Annotated in this window: 17 protein-coding genes; 3 read left to right on the forward strand and 14 right to left on the reverse strand. The window is 35.3% G+C overall.

What is annotated here, in order from left to right:
• Window positions 1-23: 23 nt before the first annotated feature.
• On the reverse strand, window positions 24-188 hold the full coding sequence (locus AB3210_RS05470; protein ID WP_230609025.1) for a hypothetical protein: 165 nt from the start codon (window positions 186-188) through the stop codon (window positions 24-26).
• Between the two features lie 28 nt (window positions 189-216).
• Between AB3210_RS05470 and AB3210_RS05475 the strand changes: the two genes are divergently transcribed.
• Together AB3210_RS05475 and AB3210_RS05480 are read left to right on the forward strand one after the other, a co-directional pair.
• A complete protein-coding gene (locus tag AB3210_RS05475) occupies window positions 217-507 on the forward strand; it encodes a GIY-YIG nuclease family protein (RefSeq protein WP_230609024.1) in 291 nt (96 codons plus the stop codon).
• A 262-nt stretch (window positions 508-769) separates the two neighbouring features.
• Window positions 770-3082: a hypothetical protein gene (locus tag AB3210_RS05480; protein ID WP_230609023.1), complete on the forward strand. Its 2313-nt coding sequence runs from the start codon at window positions 770-772 to the stop codon at window positions 3080-3082.
• A 90-nt stretch (window positions 3083-3172) separates the two neighbouring features.
• Here the strand turns inward: AB3210_RS05480 and rlmB are convergent, their stop codons facing one another.
• Complete coding sequence (rlmB, locus tag AB3210_RS05485) at window positions 3173-3940, reverse strand: 23S rRNA (guanosine(2251)-2'-O)-methyltransferase RlmB (protein ID WP_052264988.1); 768 nt, start codon at window positions 3938-3940, stop codon at window positions 3173-3175.
• A gap of 92 nt (window positions 3941-4032) precedes the next feature.
• On the opposite strand from rlmB, the gene AB3210_RS05490 reads away from it, so the two are divergent.
• On the forward strand, window positions 4033-4524 hold the full coding sequence (locus AB3210_RS05490; RefSeq protein ID WP_007302491.1) for a Smr/MutS family protein: 492 nt from the start codon (window positions 4033-4035) through the stop codon (window positions 4522-4524).
• 11 nt (window positions 4525-4535) lie between these two features.
• Here AB3210_RS05490 and uvrC read toward each other — a convergent pair whose 3' ends face one another.
• From uvrC to putA, 12 genes are all read right to left on the reverse strand, one after another.
• Window positions 4536-6353 carry an excinuclease ABC subunit UvrC gene (uvrC, locus tag AB3210_RS05495; RefSeq protein WP_012481994.1) on the reverse strand — a complete coding sequence of 606 codons (1818 nt, stop codon included), beginning with the start codon at window positions 6351-6353 and terminating at the stop codon, window positions 4536-4538.
• Window positions 6337-8445, reverse strand: coding sequence for a glycine--tRNA ligase subunit beta (glyS, locus tag AB3210_RS05500; protein ID WP_007302493.1), 2109 nt, complete (start codon window positions 8443-8445; stop codon window positions 6337-6339). Before glyS ends, uvrC begins: the two co-directional genes overlap by 17 nt.
• Before the next feature lie 3 nt (window positions 8446-8448).
• Window positions 8449-9288: a glycine--tRNA ligase subunit alpha gene (locus tag AB3210_RS05505; RefSeq protein WP_007302494.1), complete on the reverse strand. Its 840-nt coding sequence runs from the start codon at window positions 9286-9288 to the stop codon at window positions 8449-8451.
• 44 nt (window positions 9289-9332) lie between these two features.
• Entirely contained in the window at window positions 9333-10091 is a 759-nt protein-coding gene (locus AB3210_RS05510; protein ID WP_010404500.1) for a hypothetical protein, read from the reverse strand.
• Between the two features lie 600 nt (window positions 10092-10691).
• The gene (gene hemB, locus AB3210_RS05515) at window positions 10692-11690 is read right to left on the reverse strand and encodes a porphobilinogen synthase (protein ID WP_052264901.1); all 999 of its coding nucleotides are present in this window, start codon (window positions 11688-11690) and stop codon (window positions 10692-10694) included.
• On the reverse strand, window positions 11683-12708 hold the full coding sequence (gene nuoH / locus AB3210_RS05520) for an NADH-quinone oxidoreductase subunit NuoH (RefSeq protein WP_052264902.1): 1026 nt from the start codon (window positions 12706-12708) through the stop codon (window positions 11683-11685). Before nuoH ends, hemB begins: the two co-directional genes overlap by 8 nt.
• Entirely contained in the window at window positions 12692-13141 is a 450-nt protein-coding gene (locus AB3210_RS05525) for a hypothetical protein (RefSeq protein ID WP_012481992.1), read from the reverse strand. Before AB3210_RS05525 ends, nuoH begins: the two co-directional genes overlap by 17 nt.
• Entirely contained in the window at window positions 13125-15173 is a 2049-nt protein-coding gene (gene nuoG, locus AB3210_RS05530) for an NADH-quinone oxidoreductase subunit NuoG (RefSeq protein WP_007302472.1), read from the reverse strand. Before nuoG ends, AB3210_RS05525 begins: the two co-directional genes overlap by 17 nt.
• A gap of 5 nt (window positions 15174-15178) precedes the next feature.
• Window positions 15179-15391 carry a hypothetical protein gene (locus AB3210_RS05535; RefSeq protein ID WP_006279675.1) on the reverse strand — a complete coding sequence of 71 codons (213 nt, stop codon included), beginning with the start codon at window positions 15389-15391 and terminating at the stop codon, window positions 15179-15181.
• Window positions 15392-15648: 257 nt separating this feature from the next.
• Window positions 15649-17106, reverse strand: a complete 1458-nt coding sequence (locus AB3210_RS05540; RefSeq protein WP_007302471.1) for a leucyl aminopeptidase — start codon at window positions 17104-17106, stop codon at window positions 15649-15651.
• A 135-nt stretch (window positions 17107-17241) separates the two neighbouring features.
• A complete protein-coding gene (locus AB3210_RS05545) occupies window positions 17242-17883 on the reverse strand; it encodes a protocatechuate 3,4-dioxygenase (protein ID WP_012481990.1) in 642 nt (213 codons plus the stop codon).
• Window positions 17884-18049: 166 nt separating this feature from the next.
• Window positions 18050-21190, reverse strand: a complete 3141-nt coding sequence (gene putA, locus AB3210_RS05550; protein WP_230609022.1) for a bifunctional proline dehydrogenase/L-glutamate gamma-semialdehyde dehydrogenase PutA — start codon at window positions 21188-21190, stop codon at window positions 18050-18052.
• Window positions 21191-21308 lie beyond the last annotated feature (118 nt).

Genomic DNA, 21308 nt, shown 5'->3' on the forward strand with positions numbered 1-21308 from the left:
GCCCTGTGCCCTCTTCTTGTCATTCAAGTAGCCCCTTCGGTGTCACCCCAGTCCTCTCTTCTGTCATTCCAGTCCTCTCTGCTGTCATCCCAGTCCTCTCTTCTGTCATCCAGTCCTCTCTCTTCTTTCATCCCAGTCCTCTCTTCTGTCATCCCAGTCCTCTCTTCTGTCATCCCAGTGCTTGACACTGGGATCTAGTAAATTTATTTACTAGATATGAAAAGTTATTATGTTTATATACTTACAAGCAAGCACAATAAGGCTCTGTATATAGGTATAACGTCAAATCTAACTAAACGAATTTGGGAACATAAAAATAAAGTTATTTCTGGCTTCACATCAAAGTACAATGTGCAGAAATTAGTTTATTTTGAGGTATTTCAAGATGTAGGTTCAGCTCTGAACAGAGAAAAACTTTTGAAAAGCTGGAAAAGAGAATGGAAAATTGATTTAGTTGAAAGGGAAAATCCAAATTGGGCTGATTTATATGATGAAATTATAAAATAAAATGAGATCCCAGTGTCAAGCACTGGGATGACAGAAGAGAGGACTGGGATGACACCGAAGGGGCTACTTGCATCTTTTTAGCCCAAACCATAATATTCGTACAGTTGTGTGCCCAGACAATGAAATGACAGAGGAGACTGGGACGGCAAGAGAAGAATTCTGAAGCGAAAAGCTTCAAGGAAATCTTATGCAAAATCTAGTATTTACGGAATTTATATTATTTTCATGCACATTATGGTTTTTATAATTAACGGAAAGTGATATGGCTAGTTTAACTTTTAAAGACAACTCTGGAGGAAATGTACCATCCCCTAACATTAAAAGCATAATTTATGAAGATGCTGCACAGAATAAGTATACCTTTGGTGTAGACAATGCTACTAATGTTTTCAACACTTTTAAGTATGAACCTAATGGTGCTGCTGAAATAGATTACAGTGCTACAGCAACAAAGTTCATGACTGGAGGTGCAATTGCTACATTATTAGGTATTGGAACTAATGTAGATGCAATAAAAACTAAGACTGATTCTATTCCAGCTGACTTAAGCGCTGACTTAGTTACCATAAAAACTCAAGTCGGAACAGATCTGATATCAGGAATAAAGGCTAAGACTGATAAGATTACAGATACCTTAGGAGCTGATGTCACTGCTATAAAGGCTAAAACTGATACTATTCCAGCTGACTTAACAGCTAAAGTAACTGCTATAGAAACTGCTACAAATTCTGCTAATTTAGGAGATAAAGTTACTGCAATACAAACTAAGACTGATAAGATTACAGATACCTTAGGAGCTGATGTCACTGCTATAAAGGCTAAGACTGATAAGATGCCTGCTGATTTAGGAACTGAGTTAGGTAATTTAGCTAAATCTGCTGATGTTACTGCTATAAAGGCTAAAACTGATACTATTCCAGCTGACTTAACAGCTAAAGTAACTGCTATAGAAACTGCTACAAATTCTGCTAATTTAGGAGATAAAGTTACTGCAATACAAACTAAGACTGATAAGATTACAGATACCTTAGGAGCTGATGTCACTGCTATAAAGGCTAAGACTGATAAGATGCCTGCTGATTTAGGAACTGAGTTAGGTAATTTAGCTAAATCTGCTGATGTTACTGCTATAAAGGCTAAAACTGATACTATTCCAGCTGACTTAACAGCTAAAGTAACTGCTATAGAAACTGCTACAAATTCTGCTAATTTAGGAGATAAGGTTACTGCAATACAAACTAAGACTGATAAGATTACAGATACCTTAGGAGCTGATGTCACTGCTATAAAGGCTAAGACTGATAAGATGCCTGCTGATTTAGGAACTGAGTTAGGTAATTTAGCTAAATCTGCTGAACTAGCTCCTTTAGCTAAATCTGCTGATGTTACTGCTATAAAGGCTAAAACTGATACTATTCCAGCTGACTTAACAGCTAAAGTAACTGCTATAGAAACTGCTACAAATTCTGCTAATTTAGGAGATAAAGTTACTGCAATACAAACTAAGACTGATAAGATTACAGATACCTTAGGAGCTGATGTCACTGCTATAAAGGCTAAGACTGATAAGATGCCTGCTGATTTAGGAACTGAGTTAGGTAATTTAGCTAAATCTGCTGATGTTACTGCTATAAAGGCTAAAACTGATACTATTCCAGCTGACTTAACAGCTAAAGTAACTGCTATAGAAACTGCTACAAATTCTGCTAATTTAGGAGATAAGGTTACTGCAATACAAACTAAGACTGATAAGATTACAGATACCTTAGGAGCTGATGTCACTGCTATAAAGGCTAAGACTGATAAGATGCCTGCTGATTTAGGAACTGAGTTAGGTAATTTAGCTAAATCTGCTGAACTAGCTCCTTTAGCTAAATCTGCTGATGTTACTGCTATAAAGGCTAAAACTGATACTATTCCAGCTGACTTAACAGCTAAAGTAACTGCTATAGAAACTGCTACAAATTCTGCTAATTTAGGAGATAAGGTTACTGCAATACAAACTAAGACTGATAAGATTACAGATACCTTAGGAGCTGATGTCACTGCTATAAAGGCTAAGACTGATAAGATGCCTGCTGATTTAGGAACTGAGTTAGGTAATTTAGCTAAATCTGCTGAACTAGCTCCTTTAGCTAAATCTGCCGATGTTACTGCTATAAAGGCTAAAACTGATACTATTCCAGCTGACTTAACAGCTAAAGTAACTGCTATAGAAACTGCTACAAATTCTGCTAATTTAGGAGATAAGGTTACTGCAATACAAACTAAGACTGATAAGATTACAGATACCTTAGGAGCTGATGTCACTGCTATAAAGGCTAAGACTGATAAGATGCCTGCTGACTTAAACGCTGAGTTAATTAAGTTAACTACAATAGGAAATGCTATAAATGGTAATGGTAACGTCACTGAAGCTGCTAAAGCTGTACTAGAGAGCAGTTTCAAGAAAGCTATTAAAGAAGCTGGAGAAGATGGTAGCGAATGGCTTAAAAATGAGATAAAAGAGATAGTGTCACAGCCATCCTTCGAGATTCCAACAGATTCAAGTTCACCTCTTTCTTGGGATTGGTAATGTAAGTGCTAGTGAATGACATCGCAAGATGTCATTCACTGTTGTCATTCCAGTATCACATGCTGGAATGACATCCTTGTTTTATTGCAACTAATTTGCAGTGATTCTTGTTTTAATGTAAATGGAATATAGTCCTATTGCTGCTGCGTTTGAAACATTTAGACTATCAATTACGTTTGACATTGGAATTTTTAAAAGATAATCACAACTTTCTTTCACTAATCTCCGCATTCCTTTCTCTTCAGAACCAAAAATAATTACTCTTTTTTGCCCAAAATTCTTTATTTCATCTATATTTTCCTTTGCATTGCAATCAAACCCATAACACCAGTAGCCTATCTTTTTTAAAGACTCCATCGTTTTTACTATGTTTGTAACGTATATTAGAGGAACAATATCCAGTGCTCCACTTGCTGCTTTTGCGATAGATGCATTTTCGCTCGGTGAATGGTGATGTGGTAAAACCAGTGCATCAATGTTGAAACAAGCTGAGGTTCTTAAAATCGACCCTATATTGTGTGTATCAGTAATTTGATCTAAAATGACTATAGTAGAGCTGTCACCTGAACCTTCAGCTATTTCTTCGATATTTAAGCTGTGAAAAATAGGAGCAACTTTTAAAGCAATTCCTTGATGATTGACACCTTTGGGTAAAACATCATTGAACATTTTGTTCTCTACCAGTCGAGGTTTAATGCCCTTACTATCTGCACATTGTTTAATTTCTTTCTCAAATTCTCTGTAGAAATTTTCTGTTACTAACAGTTCTATACACCGCCTATTTTTGTTTCTTAATGCTGAAATACAAGTGTGCTTTCCATATATCCAACAGTTTTCATTAGCTTTTGATGATTTCATCTCATTATTGAAAATCAGTTTTTTATAGAATAAGCAATATTTTACTGTGTTTATATATTGTTGTAAAATTATGCAGTTCAATTAATGAATTTATGTCAGATGATGAGTTAGATTGGCAAAAAAATGTTAAGCCAATAGAATGTGGAAAAGTTACTTTGAAAGTTGATCACAAAGTAAATATAAAATCTATGATTGATAAAGGTGCCTCTAGTTTACAAGAAAATTTTCTTAATACTGATAATGGTGATTCATCATTTTGTCTTGACTACAATACAAAATTAAAGATCGATAGGGGCAAATATTTTATAAGCGATAAACTCGATTTGCATGGCTATAGTATAGATAATGCTTATTGTAAATTGATAGATTTTATTATCAAAAATTATCAAGCAAGGAATAGGTGCTTATTGGTAATTACGGGGCATGGTAATAGTACAGATAAAATAGACACTATAAAGAATAGCTTAAATAAGTGGTTGAATGACACAAAAGTTCGAAATATGATCTTATACTATCAGCAAGCCATAAAAAAACATGGTGGCAAAGGAGCTTTTTATGTCTTATTAAGAAGAAATAAAGGTTAATTTTAGAGTACCTATTTAGGAGTACCTTTCTTAGAATTCACGTGTTGAAGAATGATTTCTGCTAAACCTTTACTAATTCCAGGTACGTTTTGAATTTCAGCTAGAGAAGCTTTGCTTATATTTTCTACAGAACCAAAATGAGACATGAGTGCCTTCTTTCTTTTACTGCCAACACCGGATATTTCACTTAATTGTGAAGCAAAAAACTGTTTATCGCGTTTTTTTCTATGCGAAGTTATCGCAAAACGGTGAGCTTCATTACGCAGCAATTGTAAATAAAGCATGACCTTACTGTCACTTGCTAGAGTAAATTCTTCTCTGTCCGGCACATAAAATCTTTCATTTCCTGCATTACGATCATGACCCTTTGCCATACAAGCAAAAGGAACTTTTATATTCAATATTTCCAACACATTCTGCACTATGGAAACATGTCCTGGACCGCCATCAATCAGTAAAAAATCAGGGATTATATCTTTTATATTGCCAGAGAAACGTCTAGTCAGCACTTCTCTCATCATTTTATAGTCATCACCTGAAATTTCTTCTTTTATAGTAAATTTTTTGTATTCACTTTTTAAAAAACCTTCCTGCCCTGCAACAATCATCACACCAACTTGTTGATTTCCAGATATATGGCTATTATCATAAACCTCGATACGCTTTGGAATATTTGGTAACGAGAAAATCTTCCTAAGCTCTTCGAGCTTTTCTAGGTTATTTCTATAATCAGTAAGCTTCTGTTCTAGACTATGCTGAGAATTATTGTAAATAAAATTCAACAAATCACGTTCTTTACTATTTTTCGCATGCAAAACTTTTATTGATTTTTGAGTAAGAGCATAAAGTGCTTGTTCTATAATTTCCTTATCCTTAATAAAATCGGGAACGTAAATTTGCGCTGGTGGTGTGTTAACTGGATTATACAAATTGACCAAAAAGGTGGATAAAATTTCATCATTTGAATGATCACTACAATTCTCAATGAAGTAAGGAATGCTTCCATAGTTACCTTTATCTCTGAAAGATAGTACACCAATGCATGCTAAGTCTGCCTCACGTACAACGCTAAAGAAATCTGCATCTTCTTCAAAAGAAAAATCCATTGGCTGCATTTGAATTTGCTGAAGAAATTTCAATCGATCTCTATAGACAGCAGCAAGCTCGTAGTTCATTTCCCTACTGCACTTTTCCATTGTAGAAAATAGCTGTCTTTGCACTTCTTTATTCCTTCCTAGCAGAGTATCTTGTGCTTGTTTTACTGATTTGCAGTAATCATCTTTTGTAATTTTATCTACGCATGGTGCTGAACAGCGCTTAACTTGATACTCAAGACATGGTCTTTTTGTTGAAGAGAAATATTGATCTGAACATACTCTTAAGAGAAAAGCTTTTTGCAATGATAATATAGTGTTCTTAACAGCAGCAGCAGATGGAAAAGGGCCGTAGTAATGAAACTCATTCTTCTTAAACTTACCTCTATATTTCGCTATTCTTGGATAATCATGCTTAGAAATTGTTATATAAGGATAAGATTTTCCATCCCTAAGCAAAATATTATAAGATGGTTTTAACGATTTTATTAACTGTGCTTCAAGAAGCAATGCTTCGATTTCATTCTCAGTGATGAATATTTCAACCTTAATAACCTGTGAGATCATTACTCTGATTCGTTCAGAAAGGTTTTCGAATTGAAGGTAGTCAGATAATCTCGACTTCAAGTTTTTTGCTTTACCAATGTATAAAACCTTACTCTTATCTCCAATCATCTTATAAACGCCACAGGATTGTGGAGATGATTTGATTTGTTCCTTATATTGCCTGAGCATTTATCAATTGTTTAACCTGTATAAGGTTAAACTCTGCTACTAAATGAAAGGTAGAAACAACATTTGCAAGCAAAGATAACCTGTTTATTCTAAGCTCATTAGAATCACAGTTAATCTTTACACTGTCCATAAATTGATTGATAAATGGAGCAAAACGAGCAAGTTCATCAAGCGCTGTATTAAAGTCGTTATTTTCTATCGCTTGTTTGATGTTTTTACAAGCAGCTATAGCACAATTTGATAGCGCAATCTCCTCATCTTCAATCAAAAACTTCTTACTGTAAGATGCATTATAAGTAGTGCCATCACTTTTTCTCACTTTGCTCATCATGTTACTGGCTCTTTTATAAGTGCTTAGAACCTGTTCACCTTCTTTTGTACTAAGATAACGATCCAATATCACAGTTTGCTTTTCCGCTTTCAGCAGATCATTAATATCGACTTTATATAGTATTGAATCTACAACATCTTGCCTTATATTTCTATTTTTTAAAATAATCTTGAACCTTTCTAAGCAGAATTTAAATACTAGTTCTAAAATTTGTTTTTCACTTGGCTTATCAACTGGAGTTATATTTTTATTCAATAGAAGCCTTGAACATAAAGATACTGACTTATCTATCAGCAATCTAATTGGAATATGCAAATTATTTTCAAGTATTGTTCTAATTATACCAATTGTCATTCTACGCAAACCAAACTGATCATACGAACCAGAGATTTTCTCACCTGCTGCAATTAAGCCAACCAAACTATCCATTTTGTCTGCAATAGCTACAGCAATCGCAGTAGGAGATCTAGGGCATTCTTGGTCCGATCCAATTGGCTTATAGTGCTCAGTTATAGCTTCCACTACTTCTTTATCCTCTTGAAAATAAGAAGCGTAGTATCCACTCATTACTCCTTGCAATCCCGGAAATTCTTTCACTATCAACGTTGCAAGATCTGCCTTTGCTAAATATGCAGCACGTTCAACTTTAATTAATGAAGCATGTGGAATAAATATCGCTATATACTTTGAAAGAGCGATAATACGCTTCACTTTTTCTTCTACGCTACCGAGCGAAGCATGAAATGAAATAGAGCTCAATTTTTTGACATAGTAATCTAGGTTTTCCTTCTTGTCTTGAGATATCAAAAACTGGGCATCAGCAAGACGTGCTTCTAATATTCTTTCATGGCCTTTGACAACTTCATTGTTGTTAACATTTACAACAGTAACAAAATGTGATATTTTCTGTCCATCACTTAAAGCAAGATACTTTTGCTGCGTATTAATTATACTAAGTATTACTTTCTTCGGTAATTCTGATGATTTTACTTTACCAAATAATACTATTGGCCACTCTATAAGCCCTGCCAATTCATTAAGTAAATAATCATTTTTTTCAAGTTGTAAGTTCTCCTCTTTTGTAAACTTATTAATCTGATCTAGTATAAATTGCTTTCTTTTGTCCAACTGGAGAATGACATTATTTTTTTCTAACAATTCAAAATAGTCTTTGGGCGTTTTAACAGTAAGTACTGCATCACCTGAAAGAAACCTATGACCATACGTCACGTTGCATGCTGTAACCCCTGCAAAAGATATAGGTATTATTTCGTCATTTAAAATACATAGAATATTTTTAATTGGCCTAACCCATCTCTCTTTTCTTTCACTCCATCTCATACTCTTTGGCCAAGAAAAGTTTTTTAGCATTTCCTCCAGTTGATTTTTGAGAAACCCGTTGATGTTAAATAAGCAGCTTTCTCTCTTAATGAAGTAAAAATCTTCATCATTTACTTTGCGAATGAGTAAATCTTCTTCACCTTTCCGATTTTTTCTCAAAAAACCTTCGATAGCACTTTTCGGTGCATTAACTCTTGGTCCTTTAATTTCATTGTTAGAATCTTTTAGCTCTAAAGCACTTATGCCATCAATAAAAAGAGCAATGCGACGTGCAGTCACATAAACTTCTATAGATGCAAATTTCACATTATTTTTACTAAAAGCATTAGTGATATAGCTCTTAACCTGAGCTGCAGATGAATTCTGCATTCTTGATGGAATTTCTTCTGAAAGACATTCAAACAATAATTGTGACAACATATTCTACTTTGCTCTATATAATTCACAGCATTTTTTTGTTAACTCTCTCACTCTACCAATATAGGCTGTACGTTCATTCACACCAAGCACACCTCTTGCATCAAGTAGATTAAGTAGATGGCTCGTTTTAATACATTGGTCATAAGCTGCTATCGGCAATTCTTTTTCAACAAGGAATTTACACAGTTTTTCTGTATCCTCAAACTGCTGTTGTACTACTTTAGTATCATAATAATCAAGTGCCAGGTAAGAAAACTCTCGCTCTCTTTGTTTAAAAATATCTCCATAAGTTACACCATTATCGTTCCACATTATGTCGTAAACATTATCTACACCCTGTATGCACATTGCTAAACGCTCTAACCCATATGCTACTTCACCAGGAATTATTCTGCAGTCAATACCTCCCACTTGCTGTATATAAGTAAGTTGTGTTACTTCCATTCCGTTGCATGTAACCTCCCAACCAAGACCGGATGCGCCAACACTTGGGTTTTCCCAATCATCTTCAATAAACTTAATATCATATTCTTTTGTCGATACACCAAGAGCTTTTAAGCTATTTAAGTAAATATCTTGCAAATTGCTGCCAGATGGTTTTATTATAACTTGGTATTGATGATGCTGATATAAACGATTAGGGTTGTCGCCATAGCGTCCGTCTGCAGGTCTGATTACTGGTTGTAGATACACAATTTTTGTTGATTTTTCGTCAATCGCTGACATGATTGTTGCGGGATGTAGTGTTCCAGCTCCAACTTCAGACGTATATGGATGAAGTATAGTACACCCTTCATCTGCCCAAAAATCTTGTAATCCCTTTATTATATCCTGTAGATTCACGCAAACTGTATATCTTTTAAACTGAATACATAAGCAAATAAGTACTATTCTATACTTATTTTTTTAATAGTGCCATGAAAATAGTCACTCAAGGCTATTGAACTTTCTTTTACATACTCAAATATGCTTTTGTTTAAAACAATCGCATCATGCATAGTCAGATCGCAGAATATAAATGCAGTCAAGTACAATAAAATCACTGCATAAAACACATGAAAAATCCCTTCAAATGTGATTGATATTGCATTGTTATAACTAAGCTGTATCGTACTTATCGGCCATGGTTTTATTACTTCTACAATATTAAAAAATAAATAAGGTATTATAAAGAAAAAGAACAAATGCATAAGATCATTAAACCAAAATGGACATTGAAGTATTGCCTTGCATATACTTAAATAGAATTTACTTACAATATAATAAATTGACATTATTGCCGGCATCGAAAACGCAACAGTCATCACCTGTCCTGATGCTATTTGTATTACTATATTCTCATCACTGCTGGCTGAAGGATCTTGAGTATGAAAAATAGATATGCCAACTAATTGCAGCACTAACATAACTATTGCTAGCTTGGTAAAAATAGCAGCTACAACTATGCCTGAATTCGGCATTTTATATAGTATAAAATCACCTCCGTATGTAAGCATTAATATAATGTCGGTAATAAATAATATTAGAAAAGAAGACCAATAATGCTGCCAACCCGGTAAATATCCTACTCCTAAAAAAGAGCTTACTATTTTGGCAGGAAAAACCTTGCCTAGCACCTTACCCAAAAATTGAAAAAAAATCCCCATGTCCTAACTAACACTTGACTTATATTTTTCACAATACTGAATTGTAATGGACTTATCAATACACTTCTTGCATAGAAAAAAGGCAAATAGTTAAAAACGATCTAAATTTACCAATAACCGTTATCCCTTCTTTCTTCATATTAGTGCCTCTATCCCAGTGCTCCTTTTCCTGTCATTCAAGTAGCCCTCTGTGGTGTCATTCCAGTGCCCAGACACTGGTTCTTTTTTTCTAGATTCCAGTGTCAAGCAGTGGAATGATATCCTGAAATTTTAGCTATAAATATTAAAAAATTTACCAAATAAAAAAAAGGCAAAAAATCCCCGTGTAACGAGTTTTGACCCTATAATAATTTAAATTGGCATTGTAATAATGTGCTAACGCTTAAAATAAGCGCGTTTTGGCTGAATGTAGAAAAAATAAAAAAAGCCGCTATAATTTTATGTAATCTGCCAATATATACCTGAGTTTTTTACTGAATTTTTGTTGTTAAATCTGCAGAGATTAAAAACAAGGATAAATACTCTTATTGATATGGTAAGGAAAGTGGGAAGGTTTGTCAAGTCACTTCGGCCAGCTACCTACTTAGATGTTCCACACTGCTAAGTAGATACCAAATTTTTTGCAACATCAAGTGCAGCATAGGTAAATATTGCACTTGCACCTGCACGTTTAAAACCAATTAAGGACTCATAAATCACTCTGTTATAATCCAACCAGCCATTATTTGCTGCAGCTTTTATCATTGCGTATTCACCGCTTACTTGGTAAGCAAAAATCGGAAAATTGAACTTGTCACTTGCTGTTTTTATTATATCTAAGTATGGCATACCCGGCTTTATCATAATAAAATCTGCACCTTCATTTATATCCATTTCAATTTCGCAGATTGCTTCGCGTGCATTTCGATAATCCATTTGATAACCACTTTTGTCGATGAAATTTGATGATGCGCACGAACCGACAACTTGCCTGAATGGCGCATAGAAGCTAGAACAGTACTTTACTGCATAGGACAATATTGACACATTCTGAAAGTTATTATCATCCAATGTTTTTCTTATTTTTCCTATCCTGCCATCCATCATATCAGAAGGAGCAACTATATCGCATCCTGCTTTTGCTAAAACAAGCGCTTGCTTACACAATATTGACACAGTTTCATCATTTTCCACATCCATCTTGCCGTCTTTTAAAATGCCATCATGACCGTGAGTAGTGTATGGATCTAGTGCAATGTCTGCAATAATGCCAATATCCGGTACATTTGATTTTACAGCACAAATTGCTTTACAGATTAAATTGTCAGGATTGTACGCTTCCTCGGCGTTTTCAGATTTTAGTTTACTATCAACTACAGGAAAAATTGCAACAGCATTAATCCCCGAGTCCTTAGCTTTCTGAATTATAGAAATTAATCCATCTATTGAATAACATTTGATATCAGGTAAGCCAGAAATTGGCTCAATTGTTTCTTCTCCGTCATGAACAAATAAGGGAAAAATCAAATCATTTACTGATAAAGTGCTTTCACTTGTTAAATTGCGAATCCACTTGCCTGAGCGCCTACGCCTTAACCTTGTATTTGGGAAATTAAACATTGGATCCAGGCAAATTCCCAGTAAAAAGCAACACTCCTGAAATGAGTATTACCCAAAGTACCGATATTGGCAAAAATACTTTCCAACCAAGACGCATTAATTGATCATAACGATAACGAGGTATTGTAGCTCTAATCCAAACAAATATAAACAAAAGTACAACTATCTTCAAAACAAACCAGATTAAACTAGGAATTTTATACAGCAAACTAAGCTCTAATGGAGGATACCACCCTCCTAGAAAGAATATTGTCATCATAGCGCTTGCTAAAATCATATTTGCATACTCTCCTAGAAAAAAGAGAGCAAAAGGCATTGATGAATATTCGACGTTATACCCAGAGACAAGCTCTGCTTCAGCTTCTGGTAAGTCAAATGGGTGACGGTTAGTTTCTGCAAGCAAAGAAATAAAAAATATTATTCCTATAGGCATCATCAGCAAATCAATCCAAAATGGCATATTATGTTTCGCTACCACCATCTCTGCAAGATTCAACGTACCAGTTGTAATAACAACTGTAGCAACTATTAGACCTATTGAAACTTCATATGAAATCATTTGAGCAGCTGACCTTATAGCGCCAAGAAATGCATAATTAGAATTACTAGACCAGCCTGCAATAATAATGCCATATATTCCCAAAGAGGATATAGCTAGCACATAAAGCACTCCAACATTAATATTTGCTATTACCTTAGGGATTATTACCTGCTGTCCATTTTCTGTAATTATTTCAGCTCCAAATGGTATAACTGCCCAGGAAATTAATGCTAAAATAAAGGTGAGCATTGGAGCCATAATAAACAGTATGGTGTTTGCTCTAAATGGTATTATCGGCTCTTTAATTATCAATTTGATAGCATCTGCAAATGGCTGTAGTAGCCCAAATGGCCCTACTACACTTGGACCATGCCTTAGTTGAATTGCACCAATAACTTTACGCTCAAAGTACACTAAATATGCTACTGAAAGCAAAAGTGGAATAAGAAGAAAAAGAATATCAAATATCAAGTACATGCAACCCTAAATCAAAAAAATAGTTCATAATTGTGGCAATAAAAAATACAGCAAATGCTCTAGACACACAAGACAATGTCCCTATTGAAATCAATAGGACAACACTTTTCTGTACAGCATTTAGCTTAATAGAATAGTAAAATGATATGCATATGAATGACACTAGTGACATCATAATTAAGATCATTGTGAGAGGCAAATAATTCCCTCTTCCCTCGGTAACTATAATAAATGTTATTGCCATCCATACATATCCTTCCGTAAATAGTGCAATAATATCATTGATAAAATCAACTAGCTTATAAACGAACTGTTTTTCTAATGTATTTTGTTCTTTACACAAAAATATAGAGTTTAATTTTCGTTGAAAATATACCAGAGTTATTAGTAATAATGGTGTTAGAATAAATAAAATATTAAGTAGAGTGTTCATAAAAATCCTTAGTACAATCTGCCATTATTTTTGAAGCGCGACTTATTGAGTCTGTCATATAAAAATTACACTTTTTTAGAGTGAAAGAGATATTACTTAATTTTATTTCATCACAGGTAATTGGTACCCATTTGTTTTTCACCACTTGGTCAGCATCTCTAAACTGTGGACCAATAGTGTATAATTTCTTCCTCACATCAAATAAATTATCATATAGTAAGGAAAGGCCCAAATATTGGGATAAATTTTTTATAATCAACCAATCTTCCTTTGCTTCACCAGGAGGAAAAACAGCTAAATTTGTTCTCTGTACTCGCCCTTCAGTATTTACATAAGTTGCATATTTTTCTGTGTATGCAGCTCCAGGTAGAATGACATCTGCTATATGCGCTCCCCTATCACCATGGTGGCCTTGATAAATTACAAATGTACTTTCTAACTTTGATATATCAATTTCATCTGCGCCAAGAAGATAAACTACTTCTATCTCACCACTTTCTGCCTGTTTTAGCATCTGATTAATGTCTTTTCCACCTTTGCTAGGAACGAATCCAATATCGAGTCCACCAACCCTTGCTGCAGCCTTATGCAGTACGTTAAAGCCATTCCAGTCATCTCTGATCATGTTAAATTTTTCTGCAATTTTGCCAGCTAGAGCTAAAACTGATTCAGAATCATCTCTTATTAATGCATCTTGACCGATAATTAGCATAGGGTTCTGAGCCGCACTCAGTAACTCGCAGAATTTGTGATTTCCCTCTTCTATTTCTTTTAGAACGTTTGGACCATCACCTAATCTTTCAACATTATATAGATATTCAAGATTAGGACCAATATTTGCAATAGTGAAATTACCTTGTAAATATCTCTTTCTCAATCTTGCGTTAATTATTGGTGCTTCTATTCTTGGATTTGTATTTATAAGCAGACATAAATCTGCATTTTCTATACCCTCAATAGTGGTGTTGAATACATATGACCCACGATTATTTGGTATAAGCTTTGCTCCATCTTGCCTACAGTCTATATTCCCCGAGCCGAGCTTCTGCATCACTTCTTTGAGTAGAAGCATAGACTCACAATCTGCTAAATCACCTGCAATTGCAGCTATTTTATTTGATTTTGTATTCTTTAATTTCTTTGCAGCAACAGTTAGTGCTTCATTCCAATCAACTGGGGCTAATTTACCATCTTTTTTTACATAAGGTTGATCAAGACGCTGAACTTTTAGTCCATCATAGGCAAAACGGGTTTTATCTGATATCCATTCTTCATTTACCTCTTCGCTCAGCCTTGGTAATATTCGCATAACTTCCAGGCCACGATAATCAACTCTAATGCTACTTCCCACAGCATCTAGCACATCTATAGTCTCACAATGTGATAGCTCCCATGGACGCGCTGTAAAGGAGTAAGGCTTTGAAGTTAAAGCCCCTACCGGGCAGAGATCTATAATATTCCCAGATAATTCAGAGCTAATATGCCTTTTTATGTAAGTACTAATCTCTATATTTTCTCCCCTGCCAATTCCTCCAAGTTCATTTGTACCTGCAACATCGGACAAAAATCTAACACATCGAGTACAATGAATGCATCTATTCATTGCAGTTCCAATCAGTGGACCAAAATGTTTTTTTGGCACAGCTCTTTTATGCTCATCAAGTCTGCTTATTCCTTTCCCATAAGCCATTGTTATATCTTGCAAATCGCACTCACCACCTTGATCACAAATTGGACAATCAAGTGGATGATTAATTAGTAAAAATTCGAGCACTCCTTCACGCGCCTTTTTTACCTTGGGAGTATCCGTGTGAATAACCATACCCTCTGCAACTGGCATTGCACAAGAAGCTACTGGTTTTGGAGGGCCACCCTCAACTTCAACCAAACACATTCTGCAGTTACCAGCAATTGCTAAACGCTCATGATAACAAAACCGCGGAACTTCAACGCCCACAACTTCACAAGCTTGAATTATAGTGAGCCCATGCTCTACTTCACATTCCTTAGAATTAATAGTAACTTTAACCACAACTACTATACAGCTTCCCACTTTATAGGATTGCCGCTTACCTCATCTTCAACTAGATTGCCGTTATCGTATTGAGCAGACATATAGTTCATACGTGAATCACGGTCTATATATCTAACCGGCTTTACCGGTTTATCCTTATACATTTTTTGTTCTGCTTTCTTACGCTGAGTAGGGTTATTTTTACTAGCTGTTTTCGCTTTTCCGCCTGCTGCCATATAAACTCCTAAAAACTTCCTATTTTATTCTAACACTTAAGTATATACCGTCAATACCCAATAGCTTTAAAGTTTTAATAGTCCATCATTACAATCATCATTTGAACAAAATACTTTCTCTTGATGCTGCTCAAGTGTGTAACTTTAGAATCCCCAAAAAAGAAAATGTAAGTTACTTTGATGATATCATTTTCTACGTCTTATAAATAGACATTCATGTAGCCGTAAATTAAGCTATAAACTCAATACAAAGATCCTTAATTATTAATCTCATAGTACTTCTCAACCAACTTATTTAGCAACCTTACACCGAAACCTACTGCCCCTCTTGGAGAAATATCAGTGCCTTTTTCGTGCCAAGCAGTGCCTGCAATGTCTAAATGTGCCCAACAAGTGTCGTTTACAAAACGCTGTAGAAACTGTGCAGCCATTATACTATCTCCACCAGAACCTGCAGGAGCTATATTTTGCACATCAGCAATCGGCGAATCAATAATTTTGTTATAAGTTTCATTCATAGGAAAACGCCATAATTTCTCATTTACTTCATTTCCTACATCAATCAGATGATTCGCTAATTCATCGTTATTTGAAAAAAGACCAGCATATTCATTATTTCCCAGTGCAACCACTATAGCACCAGTTAAAGTTGCAAGGTCGATCATAAATTTCGGTGCAAATCTATCTTGTGTATACCATAAAGCATCTGCAAGTATGAGCCTTCCTTCTGCATCAGTGTTCAACACTTCTATCGTCTGTCCAGACATCGAAGTTACTACATCACTTGGTCTTTGAGCATTACCGTCCACTGCATTTTCTGCAAGTGCAACTACACCAACTGCATTTACCTTTGCTTTTCGTCCAGCTAGAGTACGCATCACCCCAACCACAGTAGCAGAACCCGCCATGTCATATTTCATTGACTCCATGCCACGCGAAGGCTTGAGTGACACTCCACCAGTATCAAACGTTATGCCTTTACCCACAAAAGCTACAGGCTTTTGTTCCTTGAAAGCTCCATTCCATTTGATCACTACTAATTTTGGCTCTTTACTACTTCCCTGTGCTACCCCAAGCAATGCTCCCATTTTTTTCTCTTCCATCTGCTTCTTACCAAGCACTTCGATTTCAAGGCCAAGCTTAGTAAGCTCGGTTTTTATATAATCAGCATAGGATTCTGGATATAAAACATTAGGTGGTTCAATGGTAAGAGTACGTGCAAGAAATATGCCTTCACCTTCTTGTCTTAAACGCTCAAATGATTTTTCAGCACTACTGAATTGCTCATCTTTCGTTAGCACTGTGATCTCCTCTACTTCTGTAACTTTTTCATCCTTTTTGGTTTTATACTTATCAAATTTAAAACTGCGCAAAAATGCACCGTATGCAACATTTGCTGCATTGCCTTCGATTGAGATTGCCGCTCGCTTGATTCTTAATCTGCTTAGCTCACAATATATTTTACCACCAATATTTAATCCTTTGCTTTCATCCCATTCATCTCTCATTCCAAGACCAGCAACTATAATATTTTTTCCCTCTGATGAAGTAACGGAGAAAAATTCACCAAAACCTCCATTAAAATCACTAAATTTCTTGATGTTATCTATAGCTTGCTTATCTTGTAGAACATTAGTTATGAGCTTATCACCCTCAAAAAAACCTACCACTAGCGTCTCAAAATCGGGTAAAGCTTTAGAAATTGTTATCTTCATCGTTGACATCTCCGTTGCAAATAATTGTAAGCTGCACATAAAGCATAGTAAAAACATTAGTAAGATATTTTTCATATACATTTTAAGTACAATAGCGCTTAAGACTACTATGAACTCCGCTGATATGCAAGGGCTTTATCTTTTATCAGAAAATTTGTTATGCCCACCTAGGGTTATATTAAATGTGTAGGTCTTCATAGCCTGATTGTTATAAGTAAATGGTGCTATCAGAAGGCTTGCAAGTCCACTCTCAATAAGATTACCAAGAAGAAGATCATCACAGTTATCGCAATTATGATCAGCAAAAAACATTTGTGTTGTGAATTCTGGAAAATCTGGATGTTGGACCAAAAAGTTGATGTGTGGAGCCCTATCACCAATTTTACCTGGTACTATTGTAATAAAATTATAATAGCCAAGGTTATTTACTACAAATCTTCCTGATCCAGCAAAATTTGGATCAAGCTCCACATTTTCATCATAATAGCTCATGCCAAGTGAGTCTGCGTGCCATATAGAAACCACAGCATTTTGTATCGGTAAGCAATTTACATCAGTAACTCTACCCACTACATTTATTAATTCTCCTGATGCATTATTTGGAGAGCCAGGTTTTCTTCTTAAATTATTTGAAGAGTTAAAGCTTTTTGGCCTTGTTTCAAGATCATAAATCCCTGGAGTTTCAATACAATTAAGCAAAATAGGATCAGCTGCAAATAATGACAAATCGAATATAAATTGTACTAAAAACGCTAATAAGATATTTTTTACATTCATTTTGTTTATAGTGCTTTTATCAGAATTATAGCAACCTTTTTCTTTTATTAAAGACAAGACTTTCTTTGAAGCCTCCTTAGAATCACAACTATCCTTTCAATGTATGAGTTTTAGGTTTTAGTACTGCATACACAACTGCACGGACTTCCAATTTAGAAATTGCAAATCAATCCAAACACGCAAGTTTAATGTTACCGCCACATGCTGTAGTGTTGACACTTACAACCTTTTCTATAGAAAAACGTTGCAGATAATTAGGACCACCAGCTTTTGGTCCGGTACCTGACAGTCCTCTACCGCCAAATGGTTGTATTCCAACTGCTGCACCTATTTGATTGCGATTGATGTATACATTTCCAACTGATATTTTCTTGCTTATTAAATCGATCTGACTTTGTACACGGCTTTGCAAAGAAAACGTAAGTCCATATCCTGTATTGTTTATATCACTTATAACTTCATTTAACTGCGACTTATTAAAACGTATGATATGTAAAATAGGCCCAAACACTTCTTGCTTTAATTGCGAAATTTTTTGTATCTCATAAATGTACGGAGGAAAGAAATAACCATTATAAGAATTTGTATCCATGGGTACCTTGGACAAAAGGTTTGAATCTTCATCCCTTGATATCTTTTCCGTATGTTTAGTGAGCATATCAATAGATGCTTTGTCAATTATTGGACCAATATCTGTGCTCAGTTGTATTGGGTCACCTATCTTTAGTTCTTGAGCTGCATTGCATATCATTTTTATTTGTTTTTCTGCTATATCTTCTTGAATAAATAGCACTCTGAGAGCAGAACAACGTTGACCGCCACTGCGAAATGCAGAAATTAAAACATCCTTAGTTACCTGCTCTAAAAGAGCAGAACTATCAACAATCATAGCATTTAATCCACCAGTCTCAGCGATAAGTGGCACAATAGGACCATCTCTACTAGCAAGCATTCGATTAATTATTTGAGCAGTTTGTGTTGAACCAGTAAAAGCTACACCGGAAATTCTATTATCTGGCACTAATGTTTTACCTAAATACCAACCATCCCCTGGAATAAGGTGTAGCACATTTTTTGGTATTCCAGCTTCGTGTAGTATCTTAACGGCTTCACAGGCAATAATCGGCGTTTGCTCTGCCGGTTTTGCCAGCACTGCATTACCTGCTGCAAGTGCAGCTGAAACCTGTCCAATGAAGATCGCGAGTGGAAAATTCCACGGTGATATGCATAAGAAAACTCCTCTGCCTTCAAAAAAGATGAAGTTATCTTCACCTGTTGGACCTGGCAATTTTTTCCAGTCATTCAGTTCATTTTTTGCTATCATTGCATAATAGCGCAAAAAGTCGATTGCCTCTCTTACTTCTGCTATTGCATCGGATAAAATTTTTCCTGCTTCTACAATCAGAATATAAATTAACTCTTTCATCCTTTCCTCAAGCAAATCTGCAGCTTTTTCAAGGCATTTAGCGCGCTCTTCTGCTGAAACATTCTGCCACTTAGTAAAAGCACTATGTGCTATTTCAAGAGCATTTAAAGCATGAGCACTTGTTGCACTTGACACTTCCCCAATTACATTTTCCAAATGTGCAGGATTCACTACTTCGGTAAATTCCGCACTGTCAAGAAACGACTCTCCATCAATTATTGGGCCAACCTGCCATTTCTTTTCACTAAATTCCCTTACATCATTTGCAAATTGTGAAACTGCAATTGAATCGCTAATATCCATTCCCAAGGAGTTTTTTCTTTCCTCTCCAAAAATATCTCGTGGCAACGGAATGCTTGGATGAGGCTCATATTCTAAGCTTTTTACTTTTTCTAATGGATCTGAGACTAATTCTTCAATTTTAACGTCAGAATCATTTACTTGATTGACAAACGAGCTATTAGCTCCATTTTCAAGAAGACGCCTAATAAGGTATGGCAATAAATCACTATGTTTACCAACTGGTGCATATATACGACAATTGATGCTTGTTGCAAGTTCTGAAATTGCATAATCATACAAACTTTTACCCATTCCATGTAAGCGCTGAAACTCAAACCCAGGATGATTTTTATCGGCAAGCTCTATTATAGTAGCAAAAGTATAAGCATTATGAGTTCCAAAACATGGATAAAAGTGATTCTCTTTGCTTAAAAGTTTCTGCGCACAGGCAAGGTAGCATACATCTGTGTGGCTTTTTCTAGTAAACACCGGATAACCAATTAACCCTAATTCTTGTGTGCGCTTGATTTCCGAGTCCCAATATGCTCCTTTCACAAGTCTCACCATAACCTTATGCTTTGATCGAATGGCAACATCTTCAACAAAATCAAGAACAGACAAAGCACGTTTTTGATACGCTTGCACAGCTAGACCAAGCCCTTCCCACTCAGAAAGTGACTCATCAAGACGCAACTGTTCAAATAACACGAGCGACATCTCAAGCCTTTCTGATTCTTCTGCATCTATACACAATGAAATATTATACTTTTTTGCTTCATGACAAAGTTCCAGTACTTTAGTTCTCAGTTCTTCAGCCATATTATCAAATTGGCTAAATTCATAACGTGAGTGCAGCGAAGACAATTTGATTGAAACCCCCTGAGATTTAAAGCAATCATTTATGTCAGCAGATTCACCTATGGCTTTTATTGCATGCATGTATAAATTAAAATACTCTTCCGCATCCTCAACTGTGCAAGCAGATTCACCAAGCATATCAAAAGAGCATAAATACTTACTGTAGTCATCTGATTTCACACTTTCCAATGCTTTTTCTATAGTTTCTCCAACAATAAAATGCTTGCCAAGAATGGATATTGCTTGTTTTACCGCTTTGCGAATTATTGGCTCTCCTAAATTTTTCAATAACCTGGAAATTATGTTATAGAATTTTGAATCCTCTTCATTGTTTCTTAATATACTGCTTCCTATAATTAAACTCCATGTAGAAGCATTAACAAACAATGAAGAGGAACGCCCCAAGTGTTTATTCCATTCTTGGTTGGCAATTTTATCTTTGATCAATTCATCTATTGTGTAATCGTCTGGTATTCTAAGTAATGATTCAGCAAGACACATTAGTGCTACTCCTTCATCATTAGAAAGTGAGTACTGTTGTATAAAAGAATCTATAATGCCTAATTTACTACCTCTAATCTTTTCGACAATTTGTTTTGCAATATTGTAAATTCTGTTTTTCGAATCAACCGAAAGTTCTACTTTTTCTACAAGATAACGTACACAGCTTTTTTCATCAGTACGATAAAATCCTTGTAAACGTTTTCTGAGTTCATTAGGTTCTTGTATAGAGCTAATCATAATTATCTATAAAACACCTTTACTATATGTAAGGTAAAATTATATCATAACTTCGCATAGAACAAATCATTATTTAAAAGGACCAGGGCTGGAGCTAAAAGAAGTCTAGTACTTACTT

Source organism: Wolbachia endosymbiont (group B) of Scrobipalpa ocellatella (assembly GCF_964188425.1).
In the GTDB taxonomy this organism is placed as follows: Bacteria; Pseudomonadota; Alphaproteobacteria; order Rickettsiales; family Anaplasmataceae; genus Wolbachia.